This is a genomic window from Clostridium luticellarii, assembly GCF_002995845.1.
In the GTDB taxonomy this organism is placed as follows: Bacteria; Bacillota; Clostridia; order Clostridiales; family Clostridiaceae; genus Clostridium_B; species Clostridium_B luticellarii.
This window is the reverse complement of record NZ_PVXP01000020.1, coordinates 31,820-52,435: the sequence shown is the minus strand read 5'-3', so window position 1 is coordinate 52,435 and position 20,616 is coordinate 31,820. Positions and strand designations below refer to the sequence as shown.

At 37.4% G+C, this 20,616-nt stretch carries 18 protein-coding genes and 3 riboswitches; all 18 genes read left to right on the top strand.

All coding sequences use genetic code 11. The features are described from left to right. Positions 1-66 precede the first annotated feature (66 nt). The 18 genes from CLLU_RS08750 to CLLU_RS08665 all read left to right on the top strand — a co-directional run bounded on the left by CLLU_RS08750 (position 67) and on the right by CLLU_RS08665 (position 20,615). Entirely contained in the window at positions 67-582 is a 516-nt protein-coding gene (locus tag CLLU_RS08750; RefSeq protein ID WP_106009362.1) for an enolase C-terminal domain-like protein, read from the top strand. Positions 583-1,010: 428 nt separating this feature from the next. Next, positions 1,011-1,925: a cysteine synthase A gene (cysK, locus tag CLLU_RS08745; protein ID WP_106009361.1), complete on the top strand. Its 915-nt coding sequence runs from the start codon at positions 1,011-1,013 to the stop codon at positions 1,923-1,925. Between the two features lie 82 nt (positions 1,926-2,007). Further along, a riboswitch (SAM riboswitch) is annotated at positions 2,008-2,117 on the top strand. Positions 2,118-2,191: 74 nt separating this feature from the next. Then, a riboswitch (SAM riboswitch) is annotated at positions 2,192-2,305 on the top strand. Positions 2,306-2,376: 71 nt separating this feature from the next. Further along, on the top strand, positions 2,377-3,750 hold the full coding sequence (locus CLLU_RS08740; RefSeq protein ID WP_207655974.1) for an amino acid permease: 1,374 nt from the start codon (positions 2,377-2,379) through the stop codon (positions 3,748-3,750). 33 nt (positions 3,751-3,783) lie between these two features. Next, positions 3,784-4,980, top strand: coding sequence for a methionine adenosyltransferase (gene metK / locus CLLU_RS08735; RefSeq protein ID WP_106009360.1), 1,197 nt, complete (start codon positions 3,784-3,786; stop codon positions 4,978-4,980). A gap of 126 nt (positions 4,981-5,106) precedes the next feature. Further along, the gene (gene nifB / locus CLLU_RS08730; protein ID WP_106009359.1) at positions 5,107-6,387 is read left to right on the top strand and encodes a nitrogenase cofactor biosynthesis protein NifB; all 1,281 of its coding nucleotides are present in this window, start codon (positions 5,107-5,109) and stop codon (positions 6,385-6,387) included. Next, positions 6,384-6,680, top strand: coding sequence for a 2-thiouracil desulfurase family protein (locus CLLU_RS08725; protein ID WP_106009358.1), 297 nt, complete (start codon positions 6,384-6,386; stop codon positions 6,678-6,680). Before nifB ends, CLLU_RS08725 begins: the two co-directional genes overlap by 4 nt. A 51-nt stretch (positions 6,681-6,731) precedes the next feature. After that, positions 6,732-6,834: riboswitch (SAM riboswitch) on the top strand. Between the two features lie 230 nt (positions 6,835-7,064). Then, on the top strand, positions 7,065-7,889 hold the full coding sequence (locus tag CLLU_RS08720; RefSeq protein WP_106009357.1) for an ABC transporter permease: 825 nt from the start codon (positions 7,065-7,067) through the stop codon (positions 7,887-7,889). A gap of 36 nt (positions 7,890-7,925) precedes the next feature. Next, complete coding sequence (locus tag CLLU_RS08715) at positions 7,926-8,993, top strand: ABC transporter substrate-binding protein (protein ID WP_106009356.1); 1,068 nt, start codon at positions 7,926-7,928, stop codon at positions 8,991-8,993. Between the two features lie 20 nt (positions 8,994-9,013). Beyond that, complete coding sequence (locus tag CLLU_RS08710; RefSeq protein ID WP_106009355.1) at positions 9,014-9,874, top strand: ABC transporter ATP-binding protein; 861 nt, start codon at positions 9,014-9,016, stop codon at positions 9,872-9,874. Positions 9,875-9,912: 38 nt separating this feature from the next. Continuing rightward, entirely contained in the window at positions 9,913-10,989 is a 1,077-nt protein-coding gene (locus tag CLLU_RS08705; RefSeq protein WP_242977526.1) for an ABC transporter permease, read from the top strand. Between the two features lie 22 nt (positions 10,990-11,011). Next, on the top strand, positions 11,012-11,806 hold the full coding sequence (locus CLLU_RS08700) for an ABC transporter permease (RefSeq protein WP_106009354.1): 795 nt from the start codon (positions 11,012-11,014) through the stop codon (positions 11,804-11,806). Positions 11,807-11,826: 20 nt separating this feature from the next. Next, complete coding sequence (locus tag CLLU_RS08695; RefSeq protein ID WP_106009353.1) at positions 11,827-13,347, top strand: nitrogenase component 1; 1,521 nt, start codon at positions 11,827-11,829, stop codon at positions 13,345-13,347. A gap of 21 nt (positions 13,348-13,368) precedes the next feature. Then, positions 13,369-14,751: a nitrogenase component 1 gene (locus CLLU_RS08690; RefSeq protein WP_242977525.1), complete on the top strand. Its 1,383-nt coding sequence runs from the start codon at positions 13,369-13,371 to the stop codon at positions 14,749-14,751. Positions 14,752-14,812: 61 nt separating this feature from the next. Further along, positions 14,813-15,649 carry a nitrogenase iron protein gene (gene nifH / locus CLLU_RS08685; RefSeq protein ID WP_106009352.1) on the top strand — a complete coding sequence of 279 codons (837 nt, stop codon included), beginning with the start codon at positions 14,813-14,815 and terminating at the stop codon, positions 15,647-15,649. Between the two features lie 334 nt (positions 15,650-15,983). Next, entirely contained in the window at positions 15,984-17,081 is a 1,098-nt protein-coding gene (locus CLLU_RS08680; RefSeq protein WP_106009351.1) for a sugar ABC transporter substrate-binding protein, read from the top strand. Between the two features lie 67 nt (positions 17,082-17,148). Then, the gene (locus tag CLLU_RS08675) at positions 17,149-18,669 is read left to right on the top strand and encodes a sugar ABC transporter ATP-binding protein (protein ID WP_106009350.1); all 1,521 of its coding nucleotides are present in this window, start codon (positions 17,149-17,151) and stop codon (positions 18,667-18,669) included. Continuing rightward, positions 18,647-19,630 carry an ABC transporter permease gene (locus tag CLLU_RS08670; protein WP_106009349.1) on the top strand — a complete coding sequence of 328 codons (984 nt, stop codon included), beginning with the start codon at positions 18,647-18,649 and terminating at the stop codon, positions 19,628-19,630. The genes CLLU_RS08675 and CLLU_RS08670 overlap by 23 nt, the downstream gene beginning before the upstream one ends. Before the next feature lies 1 nt (position 19,631). Next, positions 19,632-20,615 (top strand): ABC transporter permease, encoded by a 984-nt coding sequence (locus CLLU_RS08665; protein WP_106009348.1) that lies wholly within the window; start codon positions 19,632-19,634, stop codon positions 20,613-20,615. The last annotated feature ends 1 nt before the right edge of the window (position 20,616 follow it).

The window sequence follows — 20,616 nt, the reverse complement described above, 5'->3', positions numbered from 1 at the left end:
TAGATAAGAAAAGTGAACCCTACCGGGTAGAAAAAATTCGAATAATATTAAAAGAAATGAGTTGTAATGTTCGTTAGAAATTATGATAGCTTTCTATTAAATGTTATGACTACATTATACAAGGAGGTATGTTCTCCGCTTAATCCATTATTGACTAAAAAAGTGAAGCAAAAAGTAAATATCCCATTGGCAGGTGGAGAGAGAATATATAGTAGATGGGGATATAGACCGTTTTTTGAAGGTGGTTTGTTAGATGTAATACAGCCTGATTTGGGAAATTGTGGTGGAATTACAGAAGGTAAAAAAATATGCGATATGGCACACGTATATGATGTGCTTGTACAGTGCCATGTATGTGGAAGTCCCATAGCTGTAGCGGCATCACTCCAATTGGAAGCAGTAATACCTAATTTTATTATTCATGAACATCATACTATATATTTAAAAGACTATAATAGAAATTTCTGCAAATATGATTATCAGCCGGTTAATGGTTATTATGATGTACCGGATAAACCGGGCATTGGACAGGAATTGACGGAGGAAACAATTGACAATGCTTTTAAGATTACTGTGAAATAAAAAATTATACTTGATTAAATTAAATTTATGTAGTATTATCATCTTATAAATTATATAAATTGCGATGATGAGAAGAGTAAATTGCACGATGCTATTTTAGAGAGAATTTCCAAAAGGTGAGAGGAAATTTTAGCGGGAGGTAATTGAATTGCATCTTGGAGCTCTGAATTGAATTGAAGTAGGTTTCAGCGGGCACAGCCGTTAAAATGTTGAGGTATGATTGTACCGATAATGAGTTTTTCTTTCCTGTATGTATTTATTTTGTGCATTCCATGAAAGATGAACAGAGTGGAACCGTAGAAGTAATATCTTCTGCCTCTGTAAGGGGCAGAAGATTTTTTGTTTTTCATAATTCCGGGATTTGAAAAATATTAAATGAAAGTAAACTTTATAGTGAAAAATTTGTAATTTTAAAGGAGATTTTTATAATGGAAGTTTTTAATGATATAAAGGAAATGATAGGCAAAACACCTATACTGAAAATAAATAGATTTAATTTAAAAGATGGAATTAATATATATGCCAAACTTGAAAATTTTAATCCAGGGGGCAGTGTAAAGGATAGAATTGGAGATTATATGATAAATCAAGCAGAGAAAAACGGCAGGCTGAAGGAAGGCTACACCATAGTTGAGGCCACTGCAGGCAACACGGGACTTGGAATTGCACTTGGTGCATTGAACAGGGGATATAGGGTCATATTTGCAGTACCGGAGAAATTTTCTATAGAAAAGCAGGTATTGATGAGAGCACTTGGGGCGGAGATAGTTCATACTCCAGAAGAAGATGGAATGAGGGGAGCTATAAAAAAATCACAGGAGCTTTTAAAGCAGATACCAAATTCTATATCATTGGGTCAATTTGAAAACAATGATAATCCTGATGCACATTATACTACCACAGGCCCTGAAATATATGAACAGTTAAAGGGGAAAATAGATTATTTTGTGGCTGGAGCGGGCACCGGCGGAACTTTTACAGGAGTTGCAAAATATTTAAAGGAAAAAGACAGCAGTATAAAGGCTATACTGGCGGATCCAGAAGGTTCTACTCTTGGTGGCGGGACTGAAGAGCATGGTTATGCCATTGAAGGTATAGGAAATGATTTTCTGCCGGATACCATGGATATAAAATTGGTGGATAAAGTTATAAAGGTAAATGATGATGAAGCCTTTTCACTGGTGAGAGAGCTGGCGAAAAAAGAGGGACTTATAGTTGGATCTTCCTCTGGTGCAGCTCTTGCAGCAGCATTGAAATTGGCTCATACCATAGATAAGGGAAATATAGTGACCATATTTCCGGATAGAGGTGACAGATATTTTAGTAAAAATTTGTATGAATAGAAATATTTCTATTGACAAAAAAGATAAATAATTGTATAGTAAATATAAATCAAATATAAGTGGATTATAATATTTGTAGTTTTTCTTATCGAGAGAGGCGGAGGGACTGGCCCTGCGATGCCCGGCAACCGATTGTATAATTTGTACAATCAATGGTGCTAATTCCAGCAGGTATAACCTGAAAGATGAGAGATAGTGGAATTTTACTTCCTGTGATTTCTCACGGGAAGTTTTTTAATGTAGAACTGGATAATTGAATAGCGTAATTCTTATCGAGAGTGGTTGAGGGACTGGCCCTATGACACCCGGCAACCTGAATATACTTCTTAGCTTGTATATGATGGTGCCAATTCCAGCAGGCATGTCCTGGAAGATGAGAGGCAATGAAAATCTATATGTCTTCTCACGTATAGATTTTTTACTTGGAGGTATAAAAAGAGTGGGTAATGATATGTGCAATAAATTACTGAAAAAAGATCTTAAAAACAGACATATTCAAATGATAGCCATTGGAGGTGCCATAGGTGTGGGATTATTCTATGGTTCTGCAGATGCTATTAAAACAGGCGGACCTGCCATTATCCTGGCGTATTTAATAGGAGGACTGTTTATTTTTTTTATTATGAGAGCTCTGGGTGAGCTGGCTGTAGATGAGCCCAATTCAGGTTCCTTCAGTGCTTATGCCACCCGTTATCTTGGAAATTTTGCAGGATTTTTTTCGGGATGGACATATTGGTTTCAGGCTACAGCTACTATTATGGCAGAACTTACTGCCATGGGGATATATGTTCAATTTTGGCTTCCTCAGTTTCCTAAATGGGTTACTGCACTTATATTTTTGTTCATACTCATTGCAGTTAATTTAGTTGGAGTCAAAGCCTACGGTGAGTTTGAATTCTGGTTTGCCCTTGTAAAAGTGGTTGCCATAATATGTATGATTATTTTTGGAATGCTCATTGTACTATTTGGATTTAATAATGCAGGACAATCTGTTGGATTTTCGAATATATGGAGCAATGGAGGTTTTTTCGCCAATGGATTCAAAGGGTTTGTGCTTTCTTTTGTTTTTGTCAGTTTTGCATTTGGAGGGGTGGAACTTATCGGCATAACGGCAGGAGAGGCAAGAAACCCGGGAGAATCAATTCCCAAAGCTATTAATGATGTGTTTTGGCGTATACTTATCTTCTATGTGGGTTCTGTGGTTGTGATGCTGGCGCTTTACCCCTGGAATAAAATTGGGGTTGCAGGAAGTCCTTTTGTGCTGGTATTCTCCAAAGTAGGTATCCCTGCGGCTGCTTCAGTCATAAATTTTGTAATTTTGACAGCTGCTCTTTCAGGCATGAACAGTGCCCTGTATATAAATGGAAGAATGCTTTACAGTCTGGCACTGAATAATAATGCTCCCGGAGTATTTGGAAAATTGAACAAATCAGGGGTGCCATATGTGGGAACACTTTTCAGCACGGCTGTGGCATTGATTGCTGTAATTTTGAATTATTTCATACCAGAAAAATTTTTTACATATATTTCATCAGTGACAACTATAGCCATTTTGACTGCCTGGGGTACAATTCTTGTAACCCAGCTGAAGTTCCGTAGAAAAAAAACTAGAGAGGGCGGAAAAATTGATTTTAAAATGCCTTTTTACCCTTTTTCCTCATACATTACAATAATTTATCTGCTGATAATTGTTATTACAATGGCCTTTTTGCCAGCTGCACGGGTTGCGCTTTACATTGCACCTGTATGGGTGCTGGCCATGGTGGGAATATATAAATTACTTCATAGTGAACAATCAAAGTTATCATATGTAAATAGTAAATAGAAATATTAAGTAAAATAAATTGGAGGGATAAAGATGAGTAGATTATTTACATCAGAATCAGTTACAGAAGGACATCCTGATAAAATTTGCGATCAAATATCAGATGCGGTTCTGGATGCAGTTATTGAACAGGACAAATACGGCAGAGTGGCTTGCGAAACAGTTGTAAATACAGGCCTGGTGCTTCTGGTGGGAGAAATATCCACCAAGGCCTATGTGGATATACCTAAGATAGTGAGAAAAACCATTGAAGAAATAGGATATACAGGCTCAAAATTTGGATTTGATGCAAGCAATTGTGCGGTTATAACATCCATAGATGAACAATCCTCGGATATTGCACTGGGAGTAAATGAATCCCTGGAGGCAAAGCGTGGAGAAAAGAATGATATAGAAGCAATAGGAGCGGGAGATCAGGGAATGGTGTTTGGGTTTGCCACCAATGAAACTCCGGAATATATGCCTCTTCCCATAGCACTGGCGCACAGGCTCTCAAAGAGACTGGCCGATGTGAGAAAAAATGGTATTATTCCCTATCTGGGACCGGATGGTAAAACTCAGGTTACAGTGGAATATGAGGGTGAAAAACCTGTAAGGATAGATACGATTTTAATATCTTCACAACATGAGGAAAGTGCAGAGCACGACCAGATTGAAAAAGATATAATAGATAATGTGATAAAAGAAGTAATACCTGAAAAATTTATAGATTCCAACACTAAATATATTGTAAATCCTACGGGCAGATTTGTAAAAGGAGGCCCTGAAGCTGATTCCGGACTCACTGGAAGAAAGATAATAGTTGATACCTATGGTGGATATGGAAGACATGGAGGAGGAGCTTTTTCGGGTAAGGATCCTACGAAAGTGGACAGATCGGGAGCTTATGCAGCAAGGTGGATAGCAAAGAATTTGGTGGCAGCAGGTGCTTCGGATAAAATAGAAGTCGAGGTTGCCTATGCCATAGGTGTGGCAAGGCCTGTATCCATAAGTGTGGATACCTTTGGAACAGGGAAAATAGCCGATGAGAAAATAGTTGAGATCATAGATAAAATCTTTGATTTAAGACCGGCAGCTATTATAAGGGATTTGGATCTCAGAAGGCCAATATACAAGAAGACAGCTGCCTATGGACATTTTGGAAGAACTGATGTGGAACTGCCCTGGGAAAAGCTTGACAAGGTGGATGAGATAAAAGAAGAATTGAATAATGTGGTTGTATATTCTTAAACCAAAAATATTTTGAAATTTTTTATGGAAGGTTGACCAGAAATACTGGAGGCCAGACAAACTTGATTTTTAAGTTTGTCTGGCCTTTTTTATATTTCAATTATGTGAAAAAGGAGATAATAAGATATGGCGATAAATTTTGCAAAAAGCATTCAAGAGAAAACATTTGAGCATCCATGTTACAACTGTATTGCACACAAGTATGCCAGAATGCATATACCTGTGGCTCCAAAATGCAATGTGAGCTGCAATTTCTGTAATAGAAAATATGATTGTATAAATGAATCCAGGCCTGGAGTTACAAGTGGAGTTCTGGCTCCGGAAGAAGCCAGAGATAAATTTAAGGTAGTAAAAAACAGAATAAAAAATTTGACAGTGGTTGGTATAGCCGGTCCGGGAGATCCACTTGCAAATTTTGAAGAAACCAAAAAATCCATAGAACTCATAAAAAAAGAATGTCCGGATATTACATTTTGTCTTTCCACCAATGGATTGATGCTGCCTGCTTATGCCGGGGAACTAATAAAACTGGGAGTTACCCATGTGACAATAACCATAAATGCCGTAGATCCCAAAATAGATGGTCAGATCTATAGATATATAAATTATAAAGGAAGCACTTTCGTAGGGGAAGAAGCAGGAAAAATTCTACTTAACAATCAGCTTGAAGGCCTTAAGTATCTTGTAGATAGAGGTATTGTGTGCAAAATAAATATTGTAATGATCAAAGGAATTAATGATAAACACATTCCTGAAATAGTGAAAAAAGTCGGGGAATATGGTGCCTATATGGCAAATATAATGCCTCTTATACCTGTAAAGGGGAGTGTGTTTGAAAACAGGGATACTGTGGATGAGGCTGAATTGACAAGCATGAGAAAAGAATGTGAACAGTATTTAAAGCAGATGTACCACTGCAGGCAGTGCAGGGCAGATGCCATAGGGAGTTTGGATGAAGACGTATCGGCTCAGTTCAGGGGCTATAATAAAAATGTGATTTCTATTGACAAGCATGAAAAAATTCATGAAGAGGATAAGAAAGCAGGGAAGGTGGAGAAAGGTTATAGATTTGCAGTGGCCAGCAGTTCAGGGGATTATGTAGATGAACATTTTGGGCATGTATCTGAGTTTTATATATATGATGTACTGGGAGAAAATATCAAGTTCCATGAAAAAAGGGATGTGGAGAGGTATTGCAATGGGCCGCAGGAATGTACCGGACATGATGATAAAATATCTGGTGTTATAAAATGCATAGAGGATTGTGATGGAGTACTCGTACTGCGTATTGGTTTTGAGCCTGTAACTAAGCTTCATGAAAAGGGAATAAAAGTATTTCAGATGTACAGTACTATAGAGGAGGGTATAGAAAAAGCAGTAAAGTTAATCGATAAAGCTGCCAAATAAAAGGTGATAAAGTTATTACCAGCAGAGGAGTTGATGTGACCTATGAGTATGAAAAAGGGGCACAGGCAGCTCTTTCTCTGGCAAAGGAAAATAATGTTACAATTGCAATTCTCAAACAAAATAGTCCTTCTTGTGGAAGCCTGTATATATATAACGGCACATTTAAAGGGACTAAAAAGCTGGGTGAGGGTAAGACTGCAGAACTGCTCAGAGAAAATGGTATCAAGGTATTTGGGGAGGATCAGCTGGATGAAGCGGAGGAGGAAATTCAAAAAATTGACTCAGCTTCTTGACAGTATATGTATTGTCTGATATTATTAAACTAATTTAGAAAAATAAATAAATTCTTATCTAGAGAGACGGAGGGACTTGGCCCTATGATGTCCGGCAACCTAAATTTATTTAACGGTGCTAATTCCAGCAGATTGTATATCTGAAAGATGAGAGAACAAGGTGCTTTCTTGTATTTTATCTTTACAGGAAAGTTTTTTATGTGCGAAATCAAGTGATTTTTAGCAATGGCAGCTTTGAGATAAATTGATTTTTATATGAAAAGAGTTTACTAGACACACTAGAGACTTATTTCTTAATAGATATTGATATCTATTAATGGATTATATGTTTCTGGTGTTTTTTGTGTTTTAGTGTATTTAGGTAAAAAAGGGAGGATATAATTAATGAATATAGACAGCAGAACTTATGTGGAAAATAAAAATCATAGGACGAATGCAGGGAAAATATTGACTAAAATTTTTAGAAAAAGTATAGCGGTAGTACTGTTCCTGATTTTCTGGCAGGTTGCACCTATACTTGGAATAGTTGATCATCAATTCATACCTACTTTTACAGAAACAGTAGGTACCATTGTAAGTCTTACTTTGAAAAATGAAATGCTTGTTCATGTAAAAGTGAGCATTTTAAGGGCAGGAGTGGGATTTTTACTAGCTGGAATTATAGCTGTACCTTTGGGATTTTTACTGGCTGGAGGATTTAGAAAACTGGAGGAAATACTGGATCCCTTGCTGCAGATTCTGGCACAGGTTAATCCTTTCTCATTGTTCCCGGTCTTTATACTGCTCTTTGGAATAGGAGAAGTTGCCAAGATCTCTATAATATTCTGGGTGTCCATATGGCCCATACTATTCAGCACCATAACAGGAGTGAAAACTATAGATCCATTACTAATAAAAGCAGCACAGGCCATGGGTACCTCTAAAATAAGACTTTTTTGGAAAGTGGTTCTGCCGGGAGCTGCTCCAAGCATATTTTCAGGACTCAGAATGAGTGCAGGAAATGCATTTTTGATGCTCATAGCTGCGGAGATGATAGGAGCAAGCGCAGGACTTGGATGGATGGTACTCAATTCAGAAGTTAATTTCCAAATTAATAGGTTGTTTGCAGCAGCGCTTACAATTGCCTTATTGGGCATATTCATAAATAAAGCCATAGGCTTTGTAGAAAAAAAAGTTGTAGTGTGGAAACAGGATTCTTTTGTATCTTAAAAAATTAATTATTTTATTTTTAAGGGGGATTTTAAATTGAAAAGTAAAAGGTTGATTTCAATGGTGGTTTCAATAGTTTTAGCGGCATTGTTTTTTTCCGGTTGCGGAGGAGAGAAACAGACTTCATCGAAAAAAAGTGGAGAACTTCAGGTTCTCAAGACCTGGAGCAGAAAGGATTGTACAGCTGCACCTATCATAGTGGCAGATAAACTGGGATATTTTAAAGAGCAGGGATTGAAAATACAGTATACAGGGGATACACAGCCGGCTCAGCGTCTTCCTTCAGTGTTAAATGGAAATAATGATTTTGGAGATGCCCATCCCAATAATCTAGCTATTGCAACTGAAGGAGGTGCAAAGGTGAAGGGAGTGACCAGATCTATTGTAGAGCCTCCAGACAGTGTGACTGATACGCATCTTCAGCACATGTGGTGGATAAGTAATAAAAATGGGTCTATAAAGACATTGGCGGATATCAACAAGTATCCTGGAAAAGTAAAAGTAGGTGCTAATTCCAGAAATTCCTGTGTAGACTTCTTATCAGATATATTGTTTGTAAAAAACAATATATCTTTGGACAAGATTGAGTGGATTCAGATGCCGGATATAGAGCAGGTATTGTCTTTAAAAAAGGGACTTATTCAAATTGCAGTGGTGCATCCACCTTTTTATAAATCCATTGAGGAGAGTGGCATAGGAAATATATTGACTACCAGCAGGCCTATAGCAGGTGAAAATGGAGGAACTTATCTATACTATTTTTCTGATAAATTTATAAAACAGCATCCTGATGAAGTTGCAAAATTTGTAGTTGCAGTAAAGAAGGCAGAGAGGTACATAAACAAAAGCATCCCTGATGAAAAGGAACGTGCTAAAGTCAACAAGTGGGTATCAGATGCCATAGGAGTACCTGTAAGTGCCAATCATTATTATGCAGATGATGGAGTTATAAAAGACAAGGATATACAGCAGTGGATAGATGGAAGCAAGACAAGCGGGGCACTTCCTAAAAATGCAAAGGTGAAGGTGAGTGATATAGTTACCCATGAGTTTGACAAATATGGAAATTTAGGTTCAAAGCCGGATTATGTAGTCAAAGAATAATATGGGAGAGTGAGTTTTAAATGAGTAAAGTAAATGAAAAATCAAAACAGGAAAGTGTCAGTCTGAGGGATAAACAGTATAAAATTGTTGTAGATAATATAAGAAAAGTCTATGACGTAAGGTCACAAAACGGTCAGGACAATGAAGAATTTTTGGCGGTGGATAATTTCAATTTAAAGGTGAAAAAAGGTGAGTTTATTACGGTGGTAGGACCCAGCGGCTGCGGTAAATCAACCTTTCTGGACATATTGGCGGGATTGTCAAAACCCACATCGGGAAATGTATATATAGATGGTAAGCCCATTACGGGTCCGGCTCTGGATAGGGGAATCATAATGCAGGGATATGCACTGTTTCCATGGAGAACAGTGGAAAAAAATATTGAGTTCGGACTGGAGATAAAGAATATCCCCAAGGAAAAAAGACGTGAGATAAGTAAAAAGTTCATAAATTTAGTTGGCTTGAAGGGATTCGAAAATAGATATCCCCATGAGCTTTCAGGAGGTATGAAGCAGAGAGTTGCCATTGCCAGAGCATTGGCCTATGATCCGGAAGTACTTCTCATGGATGAGCCTTTTGCTGCAGTGGATGCCCAGACAAGGGAATCTCTCCAGGAAGAATTACTTAATATATGGGAAAAGACAAATAAAACCATTATATTTATCACCCACAGCATTGAAGAAGCTGTTTTCCTTGCAGACAGGGTGGTTGTTATGACAGCTAATCCGGGGAGAATCAAGGAAATAATAAATATAAAACTCTCAAGGCCCAGGATTAATTCTCAAATCAGAACTTCCCAGGAATTCAACTCTACCAGGAACAGGATATGGGAACTGCTCCATGGAAATGATGATAAAAAGCAGGTAGAAGTTTCTGTATGATTATAATGATTTTAAATTGAGAGGAGTGGTATAAGACCGTGTATGGGGAAACATATGAAATTAAACATCGGCTTCAATATTATATTTTGAAATATTCTGGAGTGATGTTGATCTTGATTTTATGGCAGCTTCTTCCGGAAACTGGCATCTTGGACTCTCAATTTATTCCTTCATTTTCTGAAGTACTGGTTCAATTGTATGAGCTGTGTCTGAAAAGTGAATTGCTGATACATGTTGCTGTAAGTCTTTGGAGGGTGATTATAGGACTTATTATAGCGGCTGTCATTGCAGTACCAGCTGGATTTCTGCTGGGAGGGTGGATGACCCGGGCGGCGGATATACTGGATCCACTTTTTAGAATATTTTCTCAAGTCAATCCATTTTCACTAATGCCTGTATTCATATTGTTCTTTGGTATAGGGGAAGCGGCAAAACTTTCAGTAGTGGCATGGGTATGTCTGTGGCCTGTTTTGTACAATACTATATCAGGAGTCAGAAGAGTGGAGCCCATTCTTGTTAAAACTGCATTGTCCATGAATGTATCCAAATTTCAGATGTTGAAAAAAGTAATTATTCCGGGAGCTGCACCTTCCATATTTTTGGGACTTAGAATAGGTGTTGAAATGTCATTTTTCATGCTTATAGCAGCCGAGATGATAGGTGCTACTGCAGGAGTGGGATGGCTTTTCCATAATTCTGCCATGAACAATCAAATACCAAGTATGTATGCGGCAGGTGTGTGCATCATAATTTTGGGGATTATTCTAAATAGATTTTTAATATGCATCCAGAATAAGGTATTTTTCTGGAAAGGTTCCACACATGTCTTCAGCTTTGCCAGATGGAAAAAAGGTATAACCAGATTCAATAAAGCACAGGCAGCTTTTATAGCTGCGGTTATTTCAATAGTTATAGGTGTTGGCAGCTATGCCGCACATGTTTCTAAGGTTACAGACATTGACAGTGGTGTCCAGATGAATCATATGCAGATGAATGAAGATAAACAGATGGACGGTGATAAGCAGACGGATATGAAATCAAATGATAATATGAAAATGAATGAGAATAAACACACGGACATGAAAGCAGATGACCATATGAATATGGACAAATAAAGTTATATAGGTGGAGATTTAAGTGAAATATAACAGAGATACTTTTTATAAACTGTTGGTGATATTTGTATTTATTGCAGTATGGGAAACTGCAAGCAGATTGGAGATAGTAAATCCATTGTTCATTCCTCCATTTTCAAGTGTGATTCTGACTTTAAAGGACATGTTTATGTCGGGAAATTTGCTGAACAATATAGGCATAAGTGTGGAAAGGGCACTGGTAGGATTTATTATATCCATTGTAATAGGAATACCCCTTGGATGCTTGCTTGGAGGATGGTTTTCAAAGGTGGATCTGGTGGCAGAGCCTGTTATAGAAATATTTTCCCAGATAAACCCATTTATATTGTTTCATGTGCTGATTTTGTTTTCAGGTATCGGCGAAATTCCCAAAATAGCAGTAATTGCATGGACATGTACCTGGCCTATAATGTTCAATACGATATATGGAATTAAGCATATGGACTTTTCCATAATAAAAGCTGGCAGAGGATTTGGACTCAAGGGATGGAGGCTTTTTTGCAAAGTAGGTATACCTTCAATTCTACCTTCAGTTTTTGTTGGAATCAGAATCAGCGGTGGATATTCATTTTTTATGCTTATAGCAGCGGAAATGATGGGAGCAAGTTCAGGGCTTGGATGGCTGATATTAAATAATCAGGAGAATTATGCCATAAAAAATATATTTGCAGTTGCCATTATAATAGCCTTTCTGGGTTTGTTTATGGATACTATAATAAAATCTGCTGCAAATAAATTGCTGGGGTGTAGAAATGAAAAAATGCTGAATGGTGCTAATTTAAACATACAAAACTAAAATAACGGAGGGTATAATTTATGAAATTTAATTTAAATACTTCTGTAGTTAAGACAAGAGAAGAGCGCTTGGGTACTATTATCGGGTGGAAGACCGGAAAAGCTTCAGAACTTTCCAGAGATTCTTCCTATACCTGTGCAGGGTGCAGGGGAAATGGAGGGAAAAGACTTTGTGAAACCATTGGACCTTTTACCCAGGGTTCTGGATGCAGTGAGCAGATGGTGGAGTGTCAGGCAGGGAATATAAGGGATGCGGTTTTGATTCAGCATGCTCCTGTAGGCTGCGGCACAGGGCAGGCATGTTATAATTCCATATACAGAAATGGTCTCGCTATTAGAAATCTGCCCGTGGAAAATATAAAGATAATAAATACCAATATAAAAGAAACAGACATGGTGTTTGGAGCTCTGGGCAAATTGGAGCAGTCCATAGAAGATGCCTGGAACAGACACCATCCCAAGGCAATTTTTATTGCTACATCCTGTGCCACGGGAATCATAGGAGAGGATGTAGACAGTGTGGCATCTAAAATGCAGAAAAAATTTAAAATACCTGTTATTCCAATGTACTGTGAAGGATTCAGATCAAAACACTGGAGTACAGGCTTTGATGCAGCACAACATGGAATATTGAGGCAGATAGTACGTAAGAATCCTAAAGAGAAACAGGAAGATCTGGTAAATGTAATAAATCTATGGGGCAGTGATGTGTTTACACCTATATTGTCAAAACTTGGGCTCAGGGTAAATTATGTGGTGGATATGGCAACGGTGAAGGATCTTGAGCAGATGTCTGAAGCTGCAGCTACGGTTTCATTCTGTAACACACTGTCTTCTTATCTTGCGGCGGGTCTGGAGCAGCAGTTTGGAGTTCCCGAAGTAAAGGCTCCCCAGCCTTATGGAATAGCAGGAACGGACGCATGGATAAGAGAAATTGGAAAAGTTACCCATAGAGAGGAAAGCGCAGAAATATATATAGAAGAGGAGCACAGGAGAATAGCTCCCAAAATTGAAGAACTTAAAAAATCTCTAAAAGGCAGAAAAGGGTATGCCGCCACAGGCTCGGCTTATTCCCATGGACTTATCGCAGTGCTTAAAGAATTGGGAATTGAGGTTGATGGTTCATTGGTATTTCACCATGATCCATCTTACGATGACAATGATCCTAAAAAGGATTCTCTGAAATTTGTAGTGGACAATTACGGTGATGTGCCTAATTTTAGTGTTAGCAACAGACAGCAGTATCAATTTTATGGATTACTTAAGAATGTAAAGCCTGATTTTATTATCATAAGACACGGAGGACTTGCACCTTTGGCTTCAAAGATGGGAATTCCGGCAGTTCCTCTAGGGGATGAACATTTTGCAGTGGGTTACCAGGGTATTATAAATCTGGGAGAAACCATATTGGATATAATGGCCCGTAAAAAATTCAATGAAGATCTTAAAGCTCACGTTAAGCTGCCTTATACAAAATGGTGGCTTCACCAGAAGGATCCTTATATACTGCAAAAACAGAAAATACTGCAAAAACAAAATTAAATTTTTTGAGGAGTGAATAAATTGTCCAATATAGAACTGAAATGCGATGATAAAGGTACAGGTAAAGCTGTGGGAAAGTCAAATTCCATTGAACAGATAAGGTATGGCTGTGCTCTTGGAGCCATGCATACTGCTTTTGCAATTCCAAGAGTGATACCAATTGCCCACTGCGGCCCCGGCTGCGTTGACAAACAGACGGCCAACATAGCTTTTTATAATGGCTTCCAGGGAGGCGGCTATGGAGGTGGTTCTGTTGTGCCAAGCAGCAATATCTATGAAAAGGAAGTGGTGTTTGGAGGAGAGGACAGGCTTCGGGAGCTTATAGAGGCAACTTTTAAAATAATGGATGCAGACTTATTTGTAGTTATGACAGGCTGTATTCCAGATACTGTAGGAGACGATGTGGGATCAGTGGTAGGTGAGTTTCAGGCAAAAGGTCTTCCTATAGTTTATGCGGAAACAGGGGGATTTAAAGGAAATAATTTTACAGGGCATGAACTGGTTACAGAAGCTATTATAGATCAGTATGTAGGTGATTACAATGGCCCTCTTGAAAAGGGAGTTGTAAATGTGTGGTCTCTTCTGCCTTTTCATAATACCTTTTGGAGAGGTGACTTGGTGGAGATAAAGAGACTATTGGAGGGTGTGGGACTTAAAGTGAATATTTTATTTGGACATGAGTCCCTGGGGGTATCAGAGTGGAAAAATATAAAAAAGGCTCAATTCAACCTGGTTTTATCCCCCTGGCTGGGGCTTAAAACTGCAGAACACTTAAAAGAAAAATATGGCCAGCCCTACCTGCATATTCCCACAATTCCAATAGGAGCAAAGGAAACCAGCAGTTTTTTGAGGAAGGTGGTTGATTTCGCAGGCATCGATAAAGACAAGGCTGAAAAATTCATAGAAAATGAAGAAAAAAAATACTATGAATATCTGGAAGATTTTTCTGATTTTTATGCTGAATACTGGTGGGGGCTTCCAGCAAAATTTTCAGTTATAGGTGACAGTGCATATAATCTGGCACTTACAAAATTTCTTGTAAATCAGCTTGGACTTATACCTGCCAGACAGATCATAACTGAAAATCCGCCTGAGAAATACAGGGAAGCTATTAAAAATGAATACAGGCATATAGCAGAAGATGTTTCTACAGATGTGGAATTTGAAGAAGACAGCTATGTTATCCATGAAAAGATAAGAAATACTGATTTTGGGCACAAGCCCCCTATTATTTTTGGAACCACCTGGGAAAGGGATTTGGCCAAAGAGTTGAAAGGATTCATAGTGGAAGTGGGATTTCCTGCATCCTATGAAGTTGTACTATCTAAATCCTATATAGGATACAAGGGAGCACTGACTTTAATTGAAAAAATATATACAACCATAGTCAGTGCCAGTGCATAGTTTTAACTATATTTTGTGATTTATTAAAAATTTTAAAATAAAAGATATGGAGGAATAATATATGAGACAAATAGCTATTTATGGAAAAGGCGGTATAGGAAAATCTACGACCACACAAAATCTGACCGCAGGACTATCTGAAATAGGCAAGAATGTAATGGTGGTGGGCTGTGATCCAAAGGCGGATTCTACCAGACTCCTTTTAGGGGGACTGGCACAGAGGACGGTTTTGGATACACTGAGAGAAGAAGGTGAAGATGTAGATTTGGACTATATACTGAAAAGAGGATTCAATGGAATAAGGTGCGTTGAATCCGGGGGACCAGAACCAGGAGTAGGGTGTGCAGGAAGAGGTATTATAACTTCTATAAACATGCTGGAGAGACTTGGTGCATATACAGAAGATCTGGATTATGTGTTTTATGATGTACTGGGTGATGTGGTATGCGGAGGTTTTGCTATGCCTATTCGTGAAGGAAAGGCAAAGGAAATATACATTGTGGCCAGCGGAGAGATGATGGCCCTTTATGCAGCAAATAATATATCAAAAGGTATAAAAAGATATGCCAAGAAAGGCGGAGTTAGACTGGGAGGAATAATATGCAACAGCAGAAAAGTGGAGAATGAAAAAGAACTGATCGAAGCTTTTGCTGAAGAACTGGGTACACAGCTTATTTATTTTGTTCCCAGGGACAATGTGGTGCAGGAAGCTGAGATTCATAAACAGACTGTGATACAATTTGATCCTGATTCAAATCAGGCAAAAGAGTACAGATCCCTTGCAAAAGCAATAGAGTCAAATGACAAGTTCGTGATACCGAAGCCTATGTCACAGCAGAGGCTGGAGGAAATATTCTTAAGGCATGGCCTTACAGACAAAAATTTGAGTGCCGTTTAGTATTTTATATTTCATGTATTATTGAAAATAAATTATGAAGTTGACTAGAAATACTAGAGACTGTTCTTATTTGAAGAATGAAGTCTCTAGTATTTTTTTGTCTAATAAAAAAGTAGATACAAATATTTAGAAGGTACAATTATTTGTGTTTGAAAAAGCTGTCTACGCATATAATTATACAGTTATCTGACGAATCGGACAGCCCACTCACCTCCCCGCGATTTGTAGTGTATCGAAATTCCTATGGCTTAATAATAAAACAAAAATTTACTCAAAGCCAAATATTTTCATTATGCTTTGTGCCTTGAGCGAAGCGAAAGGAATGTGATCAATAATGAAAAAAGTTAAAATATCTAAATTAATTTATGTATTAATAGTGGTTTTATCTTTAGCAATGATTTCTACAGCTTGTTCTAATCCGATAGTATCAAATCAAAAATCAACTGTTAATGATAGCAAACAAAGTAATTCAAATAATTCAACAGACAATAGCAGTAACAGCAGTGGTGGTATTACGGATCCTGTAGATAATAAATCTGTTCCGTCCCTTAGAGGAAAGAAAATAGGAGTTGCTGTTGAAGGAATAAGCAATAACTGGGAGAGACAATCTTATCAGGGGCAAATTGACAGGATAAAGCAACTTGGAGGAACTCCTATTGAAGTCAATGGTGAAAGGAATGCTCAAAAACATGTTTCAGATATTGAGAATTTGATAACTCAAAAACCGGATGCAATAATTAAACAGTTGGGAGATACTAAGGTATATGCTCCTGTACTTAAAAAGGTGCGTGCTTCAAAGATTCCGCTGTTTACTGTTGATCATCCTAGTGAAGATAGTATAACTAACTCTTCATCAGATAACTATCTTATTGGTGAAGCGCTTGCCCGTAAAATGTTTGAGGATATGGGAGGACAAGGGAAAGTGGCTGTCTTCAATGGATTTTATGGAGAAAGGACATTGGCCATACGTTATGATGAGATGAAATATGTGGCTAAAGATTATCCAAAAGTTGAATTTATACAGCCAGAACTTCAGGATATAATCAATGGAACTATAGAAGATTCTAAAAAGAAAGTGCAAGATCTATTAATCAAATATCCTAAGAAAGGAGATTTAAAAGCCATTTGGGCAGGCTGGGATATACCTGCAATAGGAGCTTCGCAGGCATTGGAGGCAGCAGGAAGAACTGATGTAAAAGTGTATGCTGTAGATGGAGATCCTGATGCAATTAAGGTGCTTGCCGAGAAAAATTCACCTTTTGTAGCAGATATGGCTCAGCAGCCGTATAAGATCGGGCAGGCAGCAGTTGATGCTGCAGCAAGATATTTAAATGGACAAAAGGTTACTAAATCCATTTATGTGGAACCATATCTGGTTACTAAGGATAATGTGCAAGAAGCTCAGAAGATTCTGTTCAATAATAAAAAATAATAAAGAGAAACAGTGTCAATCTGTTTCTCAATAAATTGTTATTGCTGTACAAGGAGGGAAATTGATTATGGATGACTCATATGTTTTGGAAATGCTGAATATAAGAAAGGAATTTCCTGGGGTGAAAGCTCTTGAAGATGTAACTTTGCAGGTGAAAAATAGGGAGATACACGGTATTGTCGGAGAAAATGGAGCGGGAAAGTCAACGTTGATGAAAATTCTTGCGGGTATTTATGAGCAGGATACTGGAGAAATCAAAATAAATGGACAATGTCAAAAACATTTGACGACTAAAAGCGTGGAAAAATTGAAAATTCATTTCATACATCAGGAAAGATACATAGTTCCACACCTTACTGTTGCAGAGTCGCTATTTTTAGGTATTGAACCTGCATATTCTCCACTGAAACTTTTAAATAGGAAGTTTATGGTCAAGGAGAGTGAAAGGTTATTAAAAGAAAAATTGGGAGTAACTATTCAGGGAAATAGGCTGATGTGGAATCTCACAGTTGGAGAGCAGCAATTAGTACAGATTTGCCGTGCACTTTTGAATGAACCGAAACTTATTGTATTTGACGAACCTACGGCAGTGCTTCCTAAATATGAGGCAGATAGATTGTTTCAAATTATAAAGGAACTGGGCAAGAACATTTCCATTATATATATATCCCATTATTTAAGGGAAGTGCTGGAATTATGTGACAGGATTACAGTACTTAAAAACGGAAAAAAAGTCAGAACTTTAGAATCTGGTGGATTGAATGTAGAAGATATTGTAAAAGTGATGACGGGAAAAGATATAAAAAGAAGGTATCCTTCTAAAAAGATGCCGCAAAATAAAGTGTTGCTGGAAATAAAAGATCTTACTCATATTAAAGTATTCAAAAATATTAGTTTTAAAATGAATAAAGGCGAGATAATTGCTATAACAGGTCTTATGGGATCCGGCCATATTGAATTGGGTAGAGCTATTTACGATACTTCCGGTGTAGTTAGCGGAAGTATTGAATTCAATGGCAGAAAGTTGCTTCAAAATAGACCTGAAACGGCGGTACAACTGGGCATGGCTTATGTCCCCCAAGACAGAAGGAAGCTGGGTATAATACAAAATATGTCTGTCTGTCATAATATTACTATTTCAAATTTAAAGTCTGTAAGTAGAAAAGGTATTGTCAATACTTTGGAAGAAAATACCAGAGCCAAAAATATAATAGAAAAATTGGGTATCAAAACCTCTGGTCAGGAAACTTCAGCAGGATTGTTAAGTGGAGGAAATCAACAGAAAGTGGCAATAGGAAAATGGATGAACAGCGAATCAAAATTATATATATTTAATGAATTGACTTCAGGAGTAGATATAGGAGCTAAAATAGAAATATATTCTATTATAAATAAAATGGCTGAGCAAGGAGCAGGAATAATATTGATTTCTCAGGATATACAAGAAATGGTGGGACTGTCAGATAGAATCCTGGTGATGTATAGAGGAGAAATTGTGGATGAATTTATTGGAGGAAATATGAATACTAATGAGATATTTGTTTCCATGATGGGAGGAAAAAGTGATGCAGTTGTCAATGGAGCGTAGAATATTAAAACCTGAAAATATATTATTACAATACAGCGGGTATGTAATGTTTGTTTTGCTTATTGTTATATTTTCTGTTATTTCACCATCATTTCTGGAGATACACAATGTATTAAATATATTAAACCAGTCAAGTGTTTTAGGTATAGTTACATCTGGAATGACCATCATATTAATTGGAGGAGGTACACATGTAATAAAGGGGGGAATTGATCTGTCTCTAGGAAATAATCTAGCTTTTAACAGTGTGATAATAACCTATTTCATGAGTAAAAGCTACTCTATTTTGTCGATACTTCTAATAGCAGTACTGGTGAGTCTTTGTATAGGCTTGATAAATTCATTTATGATTGGAAAGCTGAAGATTATTCCACTTCTTGCCACTCTTTCAATGATGTATTTTCTTCAAGGGGCCGAGCTTCTGGTATCGGGAAATAAGCCCATAAATGTATCCAATGGTTTTTTGGACTTTATTTCCAGAGGAAGTTTTTTATTTTTGCCTAACTCCGTTTGGGTTTTTGTAATAGTAGAAATTGTATTGTATATACTTTTAAATAAATCTGTATTTGGAAACTGGGTGAATGCAGTAGGTGGAAACCCTGAAGCTGCCAGAATAGCTGGTATAAATGTAAAACTTGTTTTGTCATCAACTTATGTTATAGCATCTATAATGGCATTGATTGCAAGTGTATTGGCTTCTGCTAGGTTATCTGGAAGTGTACCAGGTACAGGAGATATTATGTTGTTTGATATACTGCTTGCAGCTTATATGAGTGCTATTTTTTCACGTACAGCTGTGCCCAATATTCCGGGTACTATTTTAAGTGTATTGTTTGTAGAAGTTCTCACTAATGGTTTTACTTTGATAAATGTACCCACCTATTGGGTTTATGCAGTCAAAGGAGCACTGATATTGTTGGCGGTGGGAGTAACTACTATAAGAACAAGGAGGTTGAATTGATATGTTGAAAAACGGCTTTATAAGATATAGCACAATTATAGCATTATTAATACTCATAATAGGACTTTCAATTACAACTTCCAAATTTTTAAACCCAGGGAATTTATTGAATATTTTAACTCAGTCTGCTATACTTACTTTGGTATCAGTGGGCCTGTGCCTGGTTATTGCAGCTGGGGGAATAGATCTTTCCGTGGCAGTGGCTTTTGACATGGGTGGAATGGTATCTGTAATTTTGCTTAGTTATGGATGGGGATGGCTTACTGCCATTTTTATGGGTCTTGTGGCTGGAGCCATTATAGGAGTATTTAATAGTTTCTTGGTTCTAAAGGTAAAAATTACAATATTTTTGGCTACTTTTGGGACTCTTTTTATAGGGCAGAGTATTGAGAGAATTATTACTGAAGGCGGTAAACCAGTGTATTTGCCAAATATGGATGAAGTTTTTAGCTTTTTGGGAAATGGCAGCTTATTTGTTGTAAATAAATGGGGTAGCCAGATTGATTTCAAGTGGTCTGTAATTATAGCTATTCTAGTTGCTTTTTCAATTCATTTTTTGCTTAAAAAAACTGTCTTTGGAAGATATTTATATGCTATTGGATTGCAGAGCGAAGCTGCGGAACTTTCAGGAGTTCCCGTAAAAAAATATACTTCTTATGCATTTGTTATATGCAGTGTTATATGTGCTTTCGCCGGTATAGTAGGGGCTTCTGCACTTAAATCTTATGTTCCATTAAGTGGAAATTACTATTTGATGGATGGAATAGGAGCTGTTTTTATTGGAAGTACTTTAAATGAAAAAGGTCTTGTGGATATACCAGGCACCCTCGTAGGAGTAATATTTTACGGAGTTGTATCAAATGGACTTAGTTTGGTAGGAATTAATTTCTATTGGCAGAGCGTGGTTCACGGACTTTTAATGTTTGCCATATTGATTCTAAATTCTTATAGACTTTCTTCTATTAAAAAGGTAGGCATTGCCTAGA